Source organism: Nocardioides ultimimeridianus, assembly GCF_054777895.1.
The window spans coordinates 86,286-103,448 of record NZ_BAAHAB010000021.1 but is presented as its reverse complement, the minus strand read 5'-3'; the positions used below and the strand labels follow the sequence as shown (position 1 = coordinate 103,448).

The 17,163-nt window shown below is 71.4% G+C and carries 15 protein-coding genes; 13 read left to right on the top strand and 2 right to left on the bottom strand.

Annotated elements, in window-relative coordinates:
• Window positions 1-3: 3 nt before the first annotated feature.
• Complete coding sequence (locus ACYU8V_RS18495) at window positions 4-1,110, bottom strand: AIM24 family protein (RefSeq protein WP_460849416.1); 1,107 nt, start codon at window positions 1,108-1,110, stop codon at window positions 4-6.
• Window positions 1,111-1,190: 80 nt separating this feature from the next.
• On the opposite strand from ACYU8V_RS18495, the gene ACYU8V_RS18490 reads away from it, so the two are divergent.
• Both ACYU8V_RS18490 and ACYU8V_RS18485 read left to right on the top strand, forming a co-directional pair.
• Window positions 1,191-1,964, top strand: coding sequence for an isoprenyl transferase (locus tag ACYU8V_RS18490; protein ID WP_460849415.1), 774 nt, complete (start codon window positions 1,191-1,193; stop codon window positions 1,962-1,964).
• Window positions 1,965-2,000: 36 nt separating this feature from the next.
• Window positions 2,001-2,510: a hypothetical protein gene (locus ACYU8V_RS18485; RefSeq protein WP_460849414.1), complete on the top strand. Its 510-nt coding sequence runs from the start codon at window positions 2,001-2,003 to the stop codon at window positions 2,508-2,510.
• An 8-nt stretch (window positions 2,511-2,518) separates the two neighbouring features.
• On the opposite strand, the gene ACYU8V_RS18480 is transcribed toward ACYU8V_RS18485, so the two are convergent.
• Complete coding sequence (locus ACYU8V_RS18480; protein WP_460849413.1) at window positions 2,519-3,073, bottom strand: RNA polymerase sigma factor; 555 nt, start codon at window positions 3,071-3,073, stop codon at window positions 2,519-2,521.
• Between the two features lie 71 nt (window positions 3,074-3,144).
• On the opposite strand from ACYU8V_RS18480, the gene ACYU8V_RS18475 reads away from it, so the two are divergent.
• From ACYU8V_RS18475 to ACYU8V_RS18425, 11 genes are all read left to right on the top strand, one after another.
• Entirely contained in the window at window positions 3,145-4,857 is a 1,713-nt protein-coding gene (locus ACYU8V_RS18475; protein WP_460849412.1) for a serine/threonine-protein kinase, read from the top strand.
• 189 nt (window positions 4,858-5,046) lie between these two features.
• Window positions 5,047-6,063: a phosphate ABC transporter permease subunit PstC gene (pstC, locus tag ACYU8V_RS18470; protein ID WP_460849411.1), complete on the top strand. Its 1,017-nt coding sequence runs from the start codon at window positions 5,047-5,049 to the stop codon at window positions 6,061-6,063.
• 8 nt (window positions 6,064-6,071) lie between these two features.
• Complete coding sequence (pstA, locus tag ACYU8V_RS18465; protein WP_460849409.1) at window positions 6,072-7,289, top strand: phosphate ABC transporter permease PstA; 1,218 nt, start codon at window positions 6,072-6,074, stop codon at window positions 7,287-7,289.
• Entirely contained in the window at window positions 7,282-8,952 is a 1,671-nt protein-coding gene (gene pstS, locus ACYU8V_RS18460) for a phosphate ABC transporter substrate-binding protein PstS (RefSeq protein ID WP_460849408.1), read from the top strand. The genes pstA and pstS overlap by 8 nt, the downstream gene beginning before the upstream one ends.
• Window positions 8,952-11,585 (top strand): hypothetical protein, encoded by a 2,634-nt coding sequence (locus tag ACYU8V_RS18455; RefSeq protein WP_460849406.1) that lies wholly within the window; start codon window positions 8,952-8,954, stop codon window positions 11,583-11,585. Before pstS ends, ACYU8V_RS18455 begins: the two co-directional genes overlap by 1 nt.
• A gap of 131 nt (window positions 11,586-11,716) precedes the next feature.
• The gene (locus ACYU8V_RS18450; RefSeq protein WP_460849405.1) at window positions 11,717-13,627 is read left to right on the top strand and encodes an Ig-like domain repeat protein; all 1,911 of its coding nucleotides are present in this window, start codon (window positions 11,717-11,719) and stop codon (window positions 13,625-13,627) included.
• Between the two features lie 2 nt (window positions 13,628-13,629).
• On the top strand, window positions 13,630-14,601 hold the full coding sequence (locus ACYU8V_RS18445) for a sortase (RefSeq protein WP_460849403.1): 972 nt from the start codon (window positions 13,630-13,632) through the stop codon (window positions 14,599-14,601).
• A gap of 25 nt (window positions 14,602-14,626) precedes the next feature.
• Window positions 14,627-15,487, top strand: coding sequence for a phosphate ABC transporter ATP-binding protein (locus ACYU8V_RS18440; RefSeq protein WP_460849401.1), 861 nt, complete (start codon window positions 14,627-14,629; stop codon window positions 15,485-15,487).
• A gap of 10 nt (window positions 15,488-15,497) precedes the next feature.
• A complete protein-coding gene (locus ACYU8V_RS18435) occupies window positions 15,498-16,181 on the top strand; it encodes a lytic transglycosylase domain-containing protein (RefSeq protein ID WP_460849400.1) in 684 nt (227 codons plus the stop codon).
• Between the two features lie 49 nt (window positions 16,182-16,230).
• A complete protein-coding gene (locus tag ACYU8V_RS18430; protein WP_460849398.1) occupies window positions 16,231-16,548 on the top strand; it encodes a hypothetical protein in 318 nt (105 codons plus the stop codon).
• 91 nt (window positions 16,549-16,639) lie between these two features.
• Window positions 16,640-17,110 carry a DUF3817 domain-containing protein gene (locus ACYU8V_RS18425; RefSeq protein WP_460849397.1) on the top strand — a complete coding sequence of 157 codons (471 nt, stop codon included), beginning with the start codon at window positions 16,640-16,642 and terminating at the stop codon, window positions 17,108-17,110.
• Window positions 17,111-17,163: the final 53 nt, after the last annotated feature.

Here is a 17,163-nt window from a genome sequence, read left to right as displayed (position 1 = left end):
AGGCTAGTGGGTGTGCGGAGGGACCGACGAACCCTCGGACGGCTGCACGATCACGAAGCCCGGACCCTGGAACGCGACCTGGAACGCCTCGCCCGAGCCGCGGCCGATCAGCGCGCCGGCGGTGAAGGTGGAGCGGATCGAGGTCTGCAGGTGGATCGACCACGCGACGAGCGCGTTGGCGTCCGCGAAGGTGGGCGCCTCCTGGGCGTTGAGGACCACCGGCTCGCCGTCGGTGACGATCGCGACCCAGCCGGTGCCGCGCAGGGTGGTGTTGAACAGGCCGCCGGCCGCGATGCTGCCGCCCTTGACCCGCTCGATGTTCCAGTCCAGCGACGCCGAGAACGCCAGCACGTTCTTGCCGTTGACCGACAGGCCGCTGTTGGTGAGGTGCAGCACGTGCACGTCCTTGGCCTCGTCGGCCAGGAAGACGTCGCCCTGCCCGCTGACCTGCATCAGCGACAGGCCCTCGCCGGTGAGCGCCTTCTTCAGGAAGCGGGCCGCGCCGCCGCCCTGGTAGGCGAAGTCGACGGCGCCCTGGTACGCCACCATCGCGCCGTGCCGGGCGAGGAACGGCTGGTCGATGCGCACCCGCAGCAGCTTCTTGTTCTGCAGCGTGGCGCCGGTGCCGCTCACCTCGCCGAACCGCCCGTCGACCAGGTCGCCGGAGATGCCCGCGAAGGCGCCCTGGAGGTTCGGGTCGGTGGGCGCGTACGCCGGCGGCTGGGCGGCGACGGGCTGGGCGACGGGCTGGGCGACGGGCTGGTACGCCGGCGGCGCGGCCGACGGCTGGACCCAGCCCGTGGCCGGGTCGGACGTGATCTCGGCGGATGCCTCGGCCGGCGCCTCGGCGGGCAGCTCGGCCGGGGCCTCCTCCGCGGCAGGCTCGGTCGCGGGCTCGTCGGCCACCGCGGCGAGCTCCTGGGCGTCGATCAGCTGCGTCTCGGCGTGACCCTGCTCGGCGTACCGGCTCTGCTCGGGGGTGCTCGGCCCCTCGAGCGGGTCCGAGCCGACATTGCCCTGGTTGCTGATGTGCTCGGTCCACTGGGTGCCGTCCCAGTAGCGCAGCTCGTGCCGGCCGGTCGGGTCGGGATGCCAGTTCGCGGGGGTCATGGCGCAATCGTGACATTCCCGTGGCTGCGCTCGGAAGCGAGTGCCCGGTGTGACGGCCCCGGACTGGTTACGATCGTCGGGTGGCGGATTGGAAGCGGGGCGTGCGCAGGGTGCTCTACCCGGCGTACGAGGCACGGATGCTGCGCCGGATGCCCGACAACCTGCCCCAGCACGTCGGCGTGATGCTCGACGGGAACCGCCGCTGGGCCAAGGCCGTCGGCCACGACACCGCGCACGGCCACCGCGCCGGCGCCGCGAACATCGAGCCGCTGCTGACCTGGTGCGACGAGATCGGCATCCAGGTCGTGACGCTGTGGCTGCTGTCCACCGACAACCTCAACCGGCCGGCCGAGGAGCTCGAGCCGCTGCTGGAGATCATCGTCGAGGCGGTCGACTCCCTCGCCGACCAGGAGCGCTGGCGGCTCAACCCGGTGGGTGCCCTCGACCTGCTGCCGCACGGCATGGCCGAGCGCCTCAAGCACGCGGCCGAGCGCACCAGCCACGTCGACGGGATGATCGTCAACGTCGCCGTCGGCTACGGCGGGCGGCGCGAGATCGCCGACGCGGTCCGGTCCCTGCTCGTCGAGGCCTCGTCCCGGGGCCTGTCGATCGACGAGGTCGCCCAGCAGATCGACGTCGAGCACATCGCCGACCACCTCTACACCAAGGGCCAGCCGGACCCGGACCTCGTCATCCGCACCTCGGGGGAGCAGCGGCTCGGCGGCTTCCTGCTCTGGCAGAGCGCGAAGTCGGAGTTCTACTTCTGCGAGGCCTACTGGCCCGACTTCCGCCGGGTCGACTTCCTGCGCGCCATCCGCGCCTACGCGCAGCGCGAGCGCCGGCACGGGGTCTGACGCAACCGACGGGGCGTGCCCGGCATCACACCGGACATGAGAACCCTTCCGTACGCCGCCGCGGCACTCGCGCTGCCGCTGCTCGTCTCGGGTTGCGGAGGCACCACGTCCGCCCAGCCCGCGCCCACGACCGCGCCCACGACCGGCACCAGCCCGGCCGGCCCGGCCCATAACCTCACCCTGACCCCGGCGGTGATCCACCGGCTGATCGTCGCCGGCGCGGCCGCCAAGCAGGTGCCCGCGTCCGGCTTCTCGGGCCTGGGCCGCACGCAGCGCTACTACGCCTACGACCCCGCCACCCGCACGTGGTGGGCGGCCGGAGGGATGGAGGCCAAGAACCCCGACGCCGGGGCTGCCGCTGTGTCACTCAACGACGCGGGCTCCTACGACGTCTTCCACCGCACCGCCGGGGGCCACTGGGTCGCGCGCGAGTCCGGTGGCGCCGGCGGGCCGGATCAGCCGCTGAGCCAGTGCGACGACTGGCCGCCGCGCTCGGTGCTGCGGCTGTGGCACTGGTCGCTGAAGGTGTGCCGGGCCCCCGCCTGAGCGTGCGGTCAGCCCTCGACGCGCAGCAGCGGCTGGACGGTCTGCCGCGCCCGGTGGATCCATGCCTTGACCGTGCCGAGCGGAGCGCCCATCTGCTGGGCGATCTCGTTGTAGTCCAGCTCCTGCACGTCGCGCAGCACCAGCGCCTCGGCGTGCTCGGGGTGGGTCGCGGCGAGGATCTCGAGCGCCTCGAGCAGGTCGAGCCGGCTTCCCGCGATGACCGAGGTGGTGCGGGGGTCGGCGGTCTGGGGGAGCTCGTCGTACCCGCGCTCGGCCGAGCGCCGCTTCAGGGTCCGGTACGTCGAGCGGGCGCTGTTCGACGCCACGGCGTGCAGCCACGTGGTGAACCGCGAGCGGCCGCTGAAGGTGTGGATCTTCGTCGCGACCAGCAGCAGCGCGTCCTGGGTCGCCTCCTCGGCGTCCTCGGGGTAGAGCAGCATCCGGCCGCAGATCCGGCGTACCCGCGGCTGGATCGCGGCGAGCAGGTCCTCCAGCGCCTCGCGGTCGCCGGCGGCCGCGCGGACGGCCAGCCCCTCGAGATCCGGAACTTCCGCGGTGTCCATCCCCTGCGCTCCCAAGAACGTCTCGGCGGTGCATCGGTTTGCCCGCCGAATCTGTGCGCCACAATACCCAGGTGACCCTCCCCGAACGGCTCGGCCGGCTGCGCCGCGTCGACCGCATCGGGGCGGGTGGTTTCGCGACGGTCTGGCTGTACCACGACGACGACCTCGACTCCCCGGTCGCGGTCAAGGCGCTGGCCGACAACTGGGCCGCGCGCGCCGACGTGCGCGAGCGCTTCCTGGAGGAGGCGCGGATGCTGCGGCGCGCCGACTCCGACCACGTCGTGCGGGTCTACGACATCGGCGAGGCCGACCAGACCCCCTACTTCGTGATGTCGTACGCCGATCGCGGCTCGCTCGCGACGCTGACCGACGTCGGTGCGATCTCGGCCGACCGGGCCGTCGACCTGATCGCCCAGGCCGGCATCGGGGTCCACGTCCTGCACCAGCGCGGCATCATCCACCGCGACCTCAAGCCACAGAACCTGCTGCTGCGCTCCGGCGACGACGACACCGAGGAGGTCCTCGTCGCGGACCTGGGCGTCGCGAAGGCGATGCTGCACGCCAGCGGCCTGACCCAGGTGGTCGGCACGCCGGCGTACATGGCACCCGAGCAGGCGATCGGCCTCGGCATCGACCGCCGGGCCGACGTGCACGCCCTCGGCGCGGTCGCCTACCAGCTGATGACGGGCCGGATCGCCCGGCACGGCGGCATCGCCGACCTCGGCTCCCCGCAGCGGCCGCTCGCGCCCTCGGAGATCCGCCCCGAGCTGTCGGCGTACGACGACGTGCTGCTGCGCTCGCTGGAGCGCGACCCGGAGCTGCGCTGGCCGGACGTGCCCAGCTTCGTCGGCGCGCTCAAGGCCGCGCGGCGGGAGGCGGCGAGCTCGGAGTACGCCTTCCTCTACGAGGCACCGCGCTCGGCGGACACCGAGACCGTCTACCTGCAGCGCACCGCGCTGGAGAGCCCCGTGCCGGCGGCGCCGGCGAGCCCGGTCCCCGTCGCCCCCGAGCAGCCCGGCCGTCGGCGGCGGGTCCCGTGGGTGCTGGCCGCCTGCCTGATCGTCGTCGCGGCCGTCGCCGGCGGGGGCTACGCGCTGATCACCGACCAGGGCAGGGGCGCCGGCGGGGGAGGGGTGCCCACCACGGGGCCGGCCTCGATCACCACGAGCGTCTTCGTCGCCCCGGACGTGAAGTACCCGCCGCTGAGCCTCAACGAGCGGCTGACGGTGACGCACAAGGTCGTCTCGCCGGGCGGCTCGGTGTGGAGCTATCGCGTCCCGAAGGGTTGGACCGCGTCGATCCTCAGCTCCAACGGCGAGGTCCTGCCGACCGCGGGCCAGCAGATCGACCAGCAGACCGAGGTCCGCTGGCGGCCGCCGAACGAGCCGACGATCGGCGGGTACAGCATCCGCTTCCGCGCGCTCGAGCCGACCTACACGCCGCGGGTCGAGGAGATCCAGCGCACGGCACTGCTCCGGAACGCGCACTACCCGGAGTTCGCCGTCTACCAGCGCACCAACGAGGCCATCTGGTTCAAGTACGTCGACGGCGCGCACCACCTGCGGTTCAACTTCTGGCGCTGGGTCCCGGACGCCAGCGGCAACGCCGGCCTGGAGATCTCCGTCTCCGGCCGCAAGCAGGACGTCGACGGTCTCGACGCCCTCCTCTCGGCGGCAGCGGCCTCGGCCCGCCCGGTCGTCCCGGCCAGCCCTGACGGCTCGGCCAGCCCTGACGGCTCGGGCGGCTCGGGCGGCCCCGACAGTCCGGTCAGCCCGGTCCGTTAGGCACGGGTTCACCACCCGTCCACCTGCATCGTGGGATCCGACAAGGAACCCGCCCACCACTGCACAGCCCTGGTTCGCCCTGCGTTCACCGTGCGCACGCCAACCGGATAGGTCTTCGGGTCACCGTTCGGGGGCCGCAGCCGCGGCAGAACATCGGCCCTCCGGGTGGGCCTCGAGCCAGGACGTACGGTGACGACCCTCCCGATTCGCGAGTTCGACGAGATGTCCGAGGACCTCGATCGTCCTCGCAAGATCAAGCTCGTCCGGGACACCCCGGACAAGATCTTCCGCGCGGTCGCGACCGCGGGCGGCATGACCGTGCTCGGCATCATGCTGCTGGTCGGCACGTTCCTGACGCTGCGGGCCTCGCAGGCCCTGCACAAGGCCGGCTTCTCCTTCCTCACCACCCAGGCGTGGAACCCCGACGGCGGCGACTTCGGCGTGGCCGCGGTCATCGCGGGCACGGTCCTCATCGCGACGGTGGCGATCTGCGTCGCCGTACCGCTGTCGACGTGCACGGCGCTGTACATCACCGAGTACGCGCCGCTGGGCATGCGGAAGTTCATGGTCTCCGTCATCGACCTGATGGCCGCGATCCCGTCGGTGGTCTACGGCCTGTGGGGCTTCTTCTTCCTGCAGGCGAAGGTCGCCCCGGTGTCGGGCTGGATCGCCCAGCACTTCGGCTGGATCCCGATCTTCAAGGTCGACGGGGTCGACGGCTCGACCCCGCTGTCCTCGATGACGATCTTCACCGGCACCACGCTGATCGCCGGGGTCGTCGTCGGCATGATGATCTCGCCGGTGGTCACCTCGATCATGCGCGAGGTCTTCTCGCAGGTCCCGATCGGTGAGCGCGAGGGGGCCCTCGGCCTCGGCGCCACCAAGTGGGGCGTGATCCGCACGGTGGTCCTGCCGTTCGGCAAGGGCGGCATGATCGGCGGCACGATGCTCGGCCTGGGCCGCGCGCTCGGCGAGACCATCGCGGTGTACATGATCATCTCGCCGGTCTTCACCATCCAGCCGCACATCCTGCAGAGCGGTGCGATCTCGGTGTCCTCGCTCATCGCGCTGCAGTTCGGCGAGGCCAGTCCGTTCGGGCTCTCCGCCCTGATGGCCGCGGGCCTCGCGCTCTTCCTGATGACCCTCGTCATCAACTTCGCCGCGTCGTCGGTCGTCGCGCGCTCCCGGTCGGGGGCGTCGAGTTGACCGCCACGATGGAGCCGACGCAGCAGCAGGTCACCACGACCCTGCCCGACCGCGAGTTCAGCGAGGAGGTCCTCGCCACCCGTGAGGAGCGTCGCCTGACGTCCGGCGTACGCATCGGCGACCTGCTGCACGTGGTGGGCGCGCTCGTCGCCGCGGCGGCGCTGACCGGCATCCTCGGCTCCCAGCTCGCGCCGGTCCACGGCCTCCTCGCGAACCTGGTGATCGGCTACGCCCTCTTCATCGGCCTGTACGCCGTCCTGGTGTGGCTCGACGAGCCGGGCCCGGTGGTCGGCGACCGGGTGATCTCGGTGATCGTCCAGTCCGGGGCGTTCCTGCTGGTGCTGGCGCTGGGCTCGGTGCTGGTCTTCACGACCATCAAGGGCTTCCCCGCGATCGTCCACCTGAACCTGCTCACGCAGGACATGTCCTCGACCGGTCCGTCCGACCCGCTGTCCAAGGGCGGTGTCATCCAGGGCATCGTCGGCACACTGATCGAGATCTCGATCGCCCTGGCGATCACCATCCCGCTCGGCATCACCACCGCGCTGTACCTCAACGAGGTGCCCGGCCGGCTGTCGCGCTTCGTGCGCACCATCGTCGAGGCGATGACCGCCCTGCCCTCGATCGTGGCCGGCCTGTTCATCCTGGCGACGCTGATCCTCGGGCTGGGCTTCGACAAGTCCGGCTTCGCCGCCGGTCTGGCGATCACCGTGATGATGCTGCCGATCATGATCCGCGCCTCGGACGTCGTGATCCGGCTGGTGCCGTCGACGCTCAAGGAGGCCAGCCTCGGTCTGGGCGCCGGGCAGCTCAAGACCGCGCTGCACGTGATCCTCCCGACCGCCCGGTCCGGCCTCACGACCGCCGTCATCCTGGCCACCGCGCGCGGGATCGGCGAGACCTCCCCGGTCCTGCTCACCTCCGGATTCGCGCAGTCGCTGAACTGGAACCCGCTCAAGGGCCCGATGGTGTCGCTGCCGCTGGACGTCTTCCAGTTCAAGCAGTCACCCGAGCCGGCCATGATCTCGCGGGGCTTCGGCACCGCGATCGTGCTGATGGTCCTCGTCCTCGTCCTCTTCGTCGCCGCCCGCGTCGCGGGCGCCCAGGACGTCGCCAAGTTGGCCAGGCGCCGCCAGCGCCGGGCCGCGCGCGTCGCCCGACTCCGGTCCCTGACCCGATCCCGTTCGCTCGCCCCCGCCACCACGGAGGAAACCTCTGATGCGTAGAAGCATCGCCCGTCTCGTCGCCCTCGCGCTCTGCTCGGGGCTCGCCGCGTTCGGCGCGGCCTCGGGTCCGGCGTACGCCGACACCTACTCGCCGGTCTCCGAGGACGGCTCCTCGTGGGCGTTCAACGCCATCGACGGCTGGCGCGCGGCCGTGCACACCCAGCTGACCGTGAACGTGGGCTCCAACGGCTCGGTGACCGGTCTCCAGGAGTTCGCCAACAACACCGTCGACTTCGCCGGCAGCGACATCCCCTACGGCCTGCCCAACGGCGCCAGCCCGGGGCAGCCGGGTCGGTCGTTCGTGTACGTCCCGGACGTCGCCGGCGGCACGGCGCTCATGTACAACCTCGCGGTCGGGGGGCAGCAGTACCAGAACCTGAAGCTGTCCCAGCCCACGATCGCCGGCATCTTCGCCGGCACCATCACCTCCTGGAACGACCCGGCGATCAAGAAGGACAACCCGGCGGTCGCCGCCCAGCTGCCCAGCCTGAAGATCACCCCGACGGTCCGCGCGGACGGCTCGGGCTCGACCGCGCTGTTCACCCAGTGGCTGTCCTACAGCGGCAGCCCGTGGACCTGTGGCGAGCTGTCCTTCTTCACCCAGTGCAGCAAGTACTCACCGACGGTCCAGCAGGCGAAGAAGGGCGACGACGGCGTCGCCGGCTACGTCAAGCAGTTCGCCGGCTCGATCGGCTACGTCCAGTACTCCTACGCGGTGAAGTCCGGGATGCCGGCCGCGAAGGTGCTCAACCGCGGCGGCTACTACGTCCTCCCGACGCCGTCGAACGCCTCGGTGGCGCTGCTGAAGGCGAAGATCAACCAGAACAAGGGCACCAGCGAGTACCTCACCCAGGACCTCACCGGGGTGTACGCCGACACCGACCCGCGCGCGTACCCGATCTCGTCGTACTCCTATTTCGTGATCCCCACGACCGGCTTCTCGGCCGACAAGGGCAGGAGCATCAGCTACTTCGCGAACTACGCGCTGTGCCAGGGCCAGCGCAGCGCGCTGCTGCTCGGCTACTCGCCGCTGCCGAAGAACCTGGTCGAGGCGGGCCTGGGGCTGCTCAGCCAGGTCCCGGGCCACATCTCGGGCATCAGCATCAAGAACTGCGCCGACAACCCGACGTTCTCGCCGAGCGGGGCGAACCTGCTGGCGCAGAACGCGCTCTACCCCGACAAGTGCGACAAGCTCGGCGCCGCGGCGACCTGCACGTACGGCACGGCCTCGAACGGCGGCAAGTCCGGCAGCACCGCCGGCCAGGGCGACAACAACAGCAGCCACGCCGGTGACGGGAGCGGCAACACCGGGTCGGGCGGGACCGGCGTCGTCACGACCGGCGGCGGCACCGGAACAGGGACCGGGACGGGCACAGGCACGGGGAGCGGCATCGCCGGTGGCCCGCCGGGCTCCGGCACTGGTACCGGCATGACCGGCGACGGCTCCGGCAGCGGCCCGATCAGCCTGCTCAACCCCGACGGCAGCACGTCGTGCGACCCCGACACCAGCCAGTGCACCAAGCTCGTCGCCAGCCCGGTCGAGGTCCCGTCCTCGTTCGGCTCGTCGATGGCCCAGCGCGCCATGTGGCTGGTGATCGCAGCGATCCTGGTCCTCATCGTGGTGCCGCCGATCCTGGTGATCAGTCGGCGGAAGGGCGCCTGATGACCACGCCGTGGTTCCTGCGCCGCCGCTGGCGCCACCTCGCGGCCGTCGCCCTGCTGCTCGACCTGTGCGTCGGCGTGTTCGCCACCGCCATGGCGGTCGGCGCCGGCGCCGGAGGTACGTCGACCGGCAGCGACCGCGCGGCCCGCACCGCCGCGACCGCCACGAGCAGCGTCACGGTCCCGTGGACCGATCAGCGCTCGACGTACGACCCCGACTGGAGCGCGGGCAGCAACGACCCGCAGGACCCGAACCAGAAGCTCTTCGGGAACCTCCAGGTGACCGTCGCCCAGACCACCGGCCTCACCGACCAGGGGCTCAAGGTCAGCTGGACCGGCGGCACGCCGACCGGCTCCGGGGGCGGCCAGGACTACCTGCAGATCATGCAGTGCTGGGCGAGCAAGAACTCCGGCCCGACGCCCCAGCAGTGCCAGTGGGGTGCGCCCAACCCCTCGCTGACCAGCGTCGTCGGCCCGAACGCCGCGGCCCGGACGCTCACCAGTGGCGGCGACGCCGACCCCAAGCAGGCGCTGGGTCCGGACTACACGCACAAGCCGTTCGGCCAGATCGCCCAGAACCTGGTGCCCTTCTGGTCGGTCTCCGACCCGGCCAAGGCGAACCTGGGCTGGACCAACGACAACGCGCACAAGCCGCCGTTCGACGCCTCCCTCTCCAACGAGGTCACCTACGCGACGACCGCCGCCGACGGGACCGGGCAGTACATCGTCAACCTGCAGAGCGCGCTCACCGCGCCCTACCTGGGCTGTGGCGACCCGCGGTACTCCGCGCAGGGCAAGTCCTGCTGGCTGGTCGTCGTGCCGCGCGGCGAGTACAACGTCAACGGCACCGACGCCACGACGGCGTACCAGAACGGCGACACGTCCTCGCCGTACACCGCGGGCTCGCCGCTGTCGGCCTCGGTCTGGCAGGACCGGATCCAGGTCCCCCTGTCGTTCACGGCCACCGGCTCGAACTGCGACCTGAACAAGAGCGGTGTCGACACGGCCGGCACCGACCTGTTCACGATGGCGTTCTCGTCCTGGCAGGCCGCCCTGTGCCGTGCGGACGGCAGCGGCCCCCTGTTCACCTACTCCGCCATCGGTGACCCGCCGGCCCGGTCCGCGGTGACGGCCGGCTCGCCGAACATGGACTTCGTCGCCTCGCCCGTCGACCCGACGCAGACCAACGGCGCGACGCTGGCCTATGCGCCGGTGACCAACTCCTCGCTGGTGTTCAGCTATCTGATCGACCGCAACTACTCCTCGAGCGCGACACCGGCGGAGAGGGCGACCAACGGCACCCTGGTGACGAACCTGCGGCTCGATCCGCGGCTGGTGGCCAAGATGCTGACGCAGTCCTACCGCGCCGACACCCCCGGCGACGGGCGGGGGACCGGGGCGACCGTGCCCGCCGGCAACCCCGACAGCGTGATCCACGACCCGGAGTTCCTCGAGCTCAACCCGGGCTTCAAGGACTTCTTCCCGAACTCCGCGCCCGAGGGCCTCATCGTGCCCTTCGGGGACTCCGACGCGGCCGCGACCGTGTGGGCCTGGCTGCGCGCCGACACGGCCGCCCGCAACTTCCTCGCGGGCAAGGCCGACCCGTGGGGCATGCGGATCAACGCGGCGTACAAGGACCTGGACCTGGGGACCGACACCACCGTCGACTCCTTCCCCAAGGCGGACCCGTCGCAGTTCCAGACCGGCGACGCACCGGCCCCCGGCTACGGCACCATCGACATGCTGCCCTACGCCAGCAGCTTCGCCGACGCGGCCGTGCGCACCGTCCTCGCCAACGCGGGCAACCGGACGTTCTGGGACAACACCAAGACCCCGCCGCAGTACGTCGCCAAGGGCGCCTCGCAGCCCGGGACCCGGTTCGAGATCGGCCTGACGACCTCACAGTCGGCCGCGCTCTACGGCCTGCCGGTCGCGTCGCTGGTCTCGGACCCGCAGGAGAACGGATCCGGGGTCGGCCCGACCGTCGCCGCGATGCTCGCCCAGCTGAAGAGCGCCTCGGTGCCGACGGCCGTGCCGGGTGTCTCGACCGTCGACGCGACCACTCCGGTCGACGGCGGCTACCCGCTGACGATGCGCACCTACGCGGTCATCAACGTGTGTGCGTCCTCGCTCGGCGACCTGTCCAGCTACGCCTCCTTCCTCGACTACGCGGCCGCGTCCGGGCAGAACCCCGGCAACGACCAGGGCCAGCTGCCCGCCGGCTACGCGCCGCTCAGTGCCGCGGACCGCAAGGTGACCCTGGCGACGGCGAAGCAGTTGCGCGCGGAGGTCAGCGACCCGCAGTGCGCGTCGCACAAGCCGGGTGCGAGCGCGTCGCCGACCCCCACGGCCAGCCCCGCCACGGGCGACGGAGCCGGAACGGGCAGCGGCACGGGCACCGGCGGCGGTGACTCGGTGCCGTCGGGTGACCTGCCCTCGGGCGACTCCTCCGGGGCGGCCTCGCCGTCGCCGATCGTGACGGTCAACGCGGACGCGCTGCCCGGCGGCATCACGCCGGCGGCGTACATCAGCCCGGTCGCGCGCTACTCGCTCCTGGCCGCGCTGTGCTTCGCCCTGCCCTGCCTGGTGATGGGCCCCACGTTCCTCGGTGCGGCTCGCCGGAAGGCGCCGTGATGCCGCTCCTCGTTCATCGGCGCGTCACTCGGCGCCCCCCTCTCGGACGTCCCCGCTTCCTACGTTCCCGGTGCGCTGGAAACCCATCGGGGGGCGGTCAGCCATCTGTCCCTTTCGAAAGGAATAACTCAATGAAGGTCACCACCTTCGCGAAGCTCGGTGTCGGCGTCACCGTGGCGGCGACGATGTCGCTCGGCACCATCACGGCGGCCAATGCCGCCGGCGTGACCGCCAACCAGGAGGACCCGACCGCCAACGGCTACCTCGTCGGCGTCGGCTCGGACACCATCCAGGACGTGCTCTACGGCATCTCCCAGGACCTGGGCACCACCCCCGACGGCTCGATGCCGGAGATGTCCTCGTGGACGGCCACCGGCACCGGCACCCTGACCTACCGCAGCGGCCTGGTCGCCAGCCCCCGTCCCAACGGCTCGGGCGCGGGCTTCAAGGCCCTCGAGGACTCCATCGGCGTGACCGCCGCGGGTCTCGCGAAGCCGGGCGACGTCGACTTCGCGCGTGCCTCCGGCACGCAGGCGACCGCCGGCGTCACGCAGCCGACCATCGTCAGCGGCTACACGACCGCCGCCCAGGCCGGTGTCGTCACCGAGATCCCGTTCGCGATCGACTCGATCAGCTTCGCGGTCCCCGCGGGCAGCCCGTTCCTGCTGTCCAACGGCGGCAAGGGCCTGACCGAGGCGAACCTCGCCTCGATCTACGACGGCACCAACAAGTACGTCTCCACCGTCGACGGCTCGCTCAGCACGACCTCGGGCGCCAACCTGATCCCGATCAACGCCTTCGTGCCGAAGCCCGGATCGGGCAGCCGCCAGTTCTTCCTCAAGGGCCTCAACGCCGTCGACAGCAGCGGCATCCCGCTCGGCTCGAACAAGGGTGACTCGCTGTTCGCCAGCGCCGGCACCCCGTCGGCCACCCCGACGCCGTACGTCGGTGCCACCGACTACTCCGGTGCCCCCGTGCAGGAGCACGACGCCACCGCCATCACCACCGGCGTCCCGGCGGGCGTCGCGGTCATCGCTCCCTTCTCGGGCGCGAAGTTCCTCGGCTACCACAACGGCGTGATCGCCGACCCGAGCGGCAAGGTCGCCGGCACCGACTACGTGCTGGTCCCGTTCGACTCCTCGATCGGTGGCACCGCCCACGCGGTCCTGCCGTACGTCGACCACAGCGGCACCTACGTCCCGAACCCGGCGTACATCACCGACGGCATCGAGAGCTCGGCCAAGCTGACCCGCGAGGTCTACAACATCATCGCCACCGACGTGGTCGCGAACCCGGGCGCCAGCATCAAGAACCGCGCCATGTACGACACCTTCGTCGGCAAGGGCTCGAAGATCTGCCTCGACACCGCCACCATCGCGGCGTACGGCTTCATGAAGGACGCGAACTGCGGCACGACCGGCTTCTCGGCCGACCTCCCGTCGGTCTCGACGCTGACCGTGACCCCGCCGGCCACCACGCCGGTCGCGGGCGGCTCGGCCATGTTCACCGTGGCCGCGCAGTCCACCGGCAACCTCGGCGGCACCGCGACGGTGACGATCAACGGCACGGCGTACCACGTGACGCTGCCCCCGGCCGTCGCCCCGGCGACCCAGTCGGTCGCGACGGTCAAGGTCCCGACGCCGGCCGCCGGCACCTTCACCATCGGTGCGGACACTGACGGCTTCACCCCGACGCTGCAGGGCGTCGCGCCGTCGCAGGAGGCCACGGGCACCTACGTCGTCGCCAAGGCCACACCGGTCGTCAAGGCCGTCGCGCCGAAGGTGTCGCACACGGTCGCCGGCAAGGTGACCGTCACGGTGACGGCCACCGGCCTCGCTCCCACCGGCACCGTCACCATCGTGGTCAAGAAGGGCACGACCACCAAGGCGACGCTGAGCAGCAAGGCCCTCGTCGGCGGCAAGTACGTCGGCACGCTGCCCAAGCTGCCCGCGGGCACGTACTACGTGTACGTCTCCTACAGCGGCAACGCCAACATCAGCGCGAAGGCTTCCACCAAGCTCGCCACGTTGACGGTCAGCTGACCTTGTCGGACTCGTCAACGATCGAACGGAGCGCCGCCCCGGCCAAGGCCGGGGCGGCGCGCCGCCGTCGTCCCGTCGTGACGGCGGCGCCGGTGGACCTCCGGCGTGCCGTCCCGCGGCCGTCGGAGCGCACGCTCCTGCAGCTGTCCGGCTGGGCCATGGTCCTGTTCGTGGCCCTGCTGGTCGGCCTGTTCCTGCACCTGCTGGTGATCTCGCACCTGGCCGAGCACCGCAGCCAGCGCCTGCTCTACAGCGAGTTCCGCAACGAGCTCTCTCTCGGCACCGCGCCGATCGGCCAGGTCGACTACAACGGCGCACTCCTGCCGATCGGTGCGCCGGTCGCGATCCTCTCGATCCCGGCCATCGGCGTGGACGCGACGGTCGTCGAGGGCACCTCCGGTCGCGCCCTGATGAAGGGCCCCGGACACCGGCGGGACACCCCGCTGCCCGGGCAGGAGGGCATCAGCGTCCTCTACGGTCGCCAGGCGGCGTACGGCGGTCCGTTCGGGGACCTCTCGCGGCTCAAGACCGGTGACACGATCACCACGACGACCGGCCAGGGCGTCGCGACGTACCAGGTCGTCGACGTACGACGGGCGGGTGACCAGGCGCCGCCGATGAAGTCGGCGACGGCGGGGCGCCTGACCCTGGTCAGCGCCACCGGCCTGGCGTTCGCCTCGGGCAGCATCGTCCGGGTCGACGCGGACATCGAGGGCAAGGCCCAGCCGACCCCGCAGCCGGTGCTGCGGCTCGGCTCGCTCAGCAAGGCGGAGGACCCGCTGTCGTCGGACCCGAGCGGCTGGCTGCCGCTGGCGCTGCTGCTCGAGGTCGTCGCCGTGGTCGCCGCGCTGCTCTACCTGGCGCTGAAGCGCTGGGGCCGTTGGCACACCTGGATCGTCGGTGTGCCCGTGATCATCCTTCTCGGGATCGAGATCGCACAGCAGGTCGTGCTCGTCCTGCCCAATCTGTACTAGCTCGTCCGAGATCTGAGGAAGAACCATGTCTGCATCCACCTTCGACGACACCAGCATCCTGCCGGTCATCGACGCCGAGCCGACGTCCCCGACGTCCCCGACGCCGGGCGCCCTGGCCGAGCTGAGGGCGGTCGACGTGTCCGCCTGGTTCGGCGACCACAAGGTCCTGGAGCGGGTCTCGCTGACGATGGGCGCCGGGGAGATCACCGCGCTGATCGGGCCGTCGGGCTGTGGCAAGTCGACGTTCCTGCGCATCCTCAACCGCATGCACGAGCTGGTGCCGATCGCCTCGCTCGCCGGCCAGGTGCTGATCGACGACGAGGACATCTACGACGCCTCGGTGCGGATCACGCAGGCCCGCCGCGACATCGGGATGGTCTTCCAGAAGCCGAACCCGTTCCCGGCGATGTCGATCCGGGACAACGTGCTCGCGGGCCTCAAGCTGACCGGCAAGAAGGCCACGAAGTCCGACAAGGACGAGCTCGTCGAGCGCTGTCTCAAGCTCGGTGGTCTCTGGAACGAGGTCAAGGACCGGCTCGACGCCCCCGGCGGCGGTCTGTCGGGCGGCCAGCAGCAGCGGCTGTGCATCGCCCGCTCGATGGCGATCAAGCCGCGCGTCCTGCTCATGGACGAGCCGTGCTCGGCCCTGGACCCGACCTCGACCCGGGTCATCGAGGAGACCATGAAGGAGCTCGCGCAGGAGGTGACGATCGTGATCGTCACCCACAACATGCAGCAGGCCGCGCGGGTCTCCGACAAGTGCGCGTTCTTCCTGGCCTCGCACGGCACGCCCGGCTTCATCGTCGAGCACGGCCCCACCGCCGCGATGTTCGGCAACCCGCAGGACTCGCGGACCGCCGACTACGTGAACGGTCGCTTTGGCTGATACTTCTCCGGTGCACCAGCGCCTGCCCCTCGTCTTCGTGAGCGGGATGGTGCTGCTCGTGCTCGGCATGGTCGGCATCGTGGTCTGGTACGTCGTGGCCGCCCCCTCCGGCGCCACGAGCATCGGCACCGTCCAGCCGACCGCCGGAGCGGCACCGCGCGAGGCGCGGGCGCCGACGGCGTCCGGCTCGGGGTCGGGAGGCACGACCGTGTCGCAGGCATGGGTCGACCGGGTCGCCTCCGAGGCGGGCATCCCCGCCACCGCCGTGCTGGCCTACGCGCGGGCACAGCTCGGTGCGCCCTGCACGATCGGCTGGACGACGCTGGCGGGCATCGGCTGGGTGGAGTCCCAGCACGGCACCCTCGGCGGCCGGACCCTTCTGTCCTCGGGCTACTCGTCCTCGCCCATCGAGGGACCGGAGCTGTCCGGCGGCCTGGACCGCGCCTACGGCCCGATGCAGTTCATCCCCGACACCTGGGCGCGCTACGCGGTCGACGGCGACGGCGACGGTCGCACCGACCCGAACGACCTCTTCGACGCGGCGGTCGCCACCGCGGCGTACCTCTGCGCGGACGGGTACGACCTCGCCACGTCGTCGGGCTGGGCGCAGGCGGTCTTCTCCTACAACCACTCCCAGGACTACGTGAACCAGGTGTACGCCGCCGCCGTCGCCTACGACCAGCGCACCCGCTGAATCGGTCGGATCGACCGCGGAGACGGTCGTGTCCCCATAGGGTCCCCTCGTGAAGTGGATCGGTCCCGGCATCCTGCTTGCCGCGGTGCTCGTGGTCGCCGGTCTGTGGCTGTACCCCATCCCTGTGGACCACCCGACCGTCAGCGTCCGATCCTGCGTGCCGATCCGTGAGGCCTTGAGAGGCCACCCGGACGGGTTGTCCATCGTTGCGGATCGGTGCCACGCCGGCGCGGTCGAGCGCGTCCGGATCGGTGCCTTCGGCGGGCTGAGCCTGGGGATCCTCGGCCTGGGCGTGCTCATCGGTGACCGCAGCTCCCGATCTGGCCGCGCGGACGCCGCTCGTCTGACCGACCCGAGCGAGTCGTAGCCGCCGACCCGGGTGCGGAGGAGCGAGGTGTGACCGACCTCAAGGTCGGACGGATGCTGCCTTCCACCGTGTCCTGTCTAGGCTCGGCGACGTGAGCTTCCTGTCCCGCCCGGTCACCGTCTTCCGCCGCGTCGCGATCGCCGAGGCGATCACCTGGGCGCTGCTGCTGTTCGGCATGTTCCTCAAGTACGTCACCCACACGACCGAGGTCGGGGTCCGCGTGTTCGGGATGATCCACGGCATCGTGTTCATCTCCTACGTCGTCGCGACCGCCACGGTCTGGGTGGACCAGCGCTGGTCGGCCCGCCGCGGGCTGCTCGCGCTGGCGGCGGCGATCCCGCCGTTCGCGACGTACGCCGTGGAGCTGGTGGCCGTGCGCAACGGCTGGCTCGCGGAGAGCTGGCGGCTGCGCGGCTCCGTCGCGACCGACGGGCTGTCGCTGCCCGAGCGCGTGGTGCGCTGGGTGCTGGACAAGCCGCTGCGCGGCCTGGCCGTCGCGGGTGTCGCCGTCGTGGTGCTGACCGGCGTGGCGCTGGTCGTCGGCCCGCCCGCATCCTCCTGACCCTTTCCTGACGCTCGCGGGAACCCGATCCGCCCGGGCCGCGTCGTACCGGA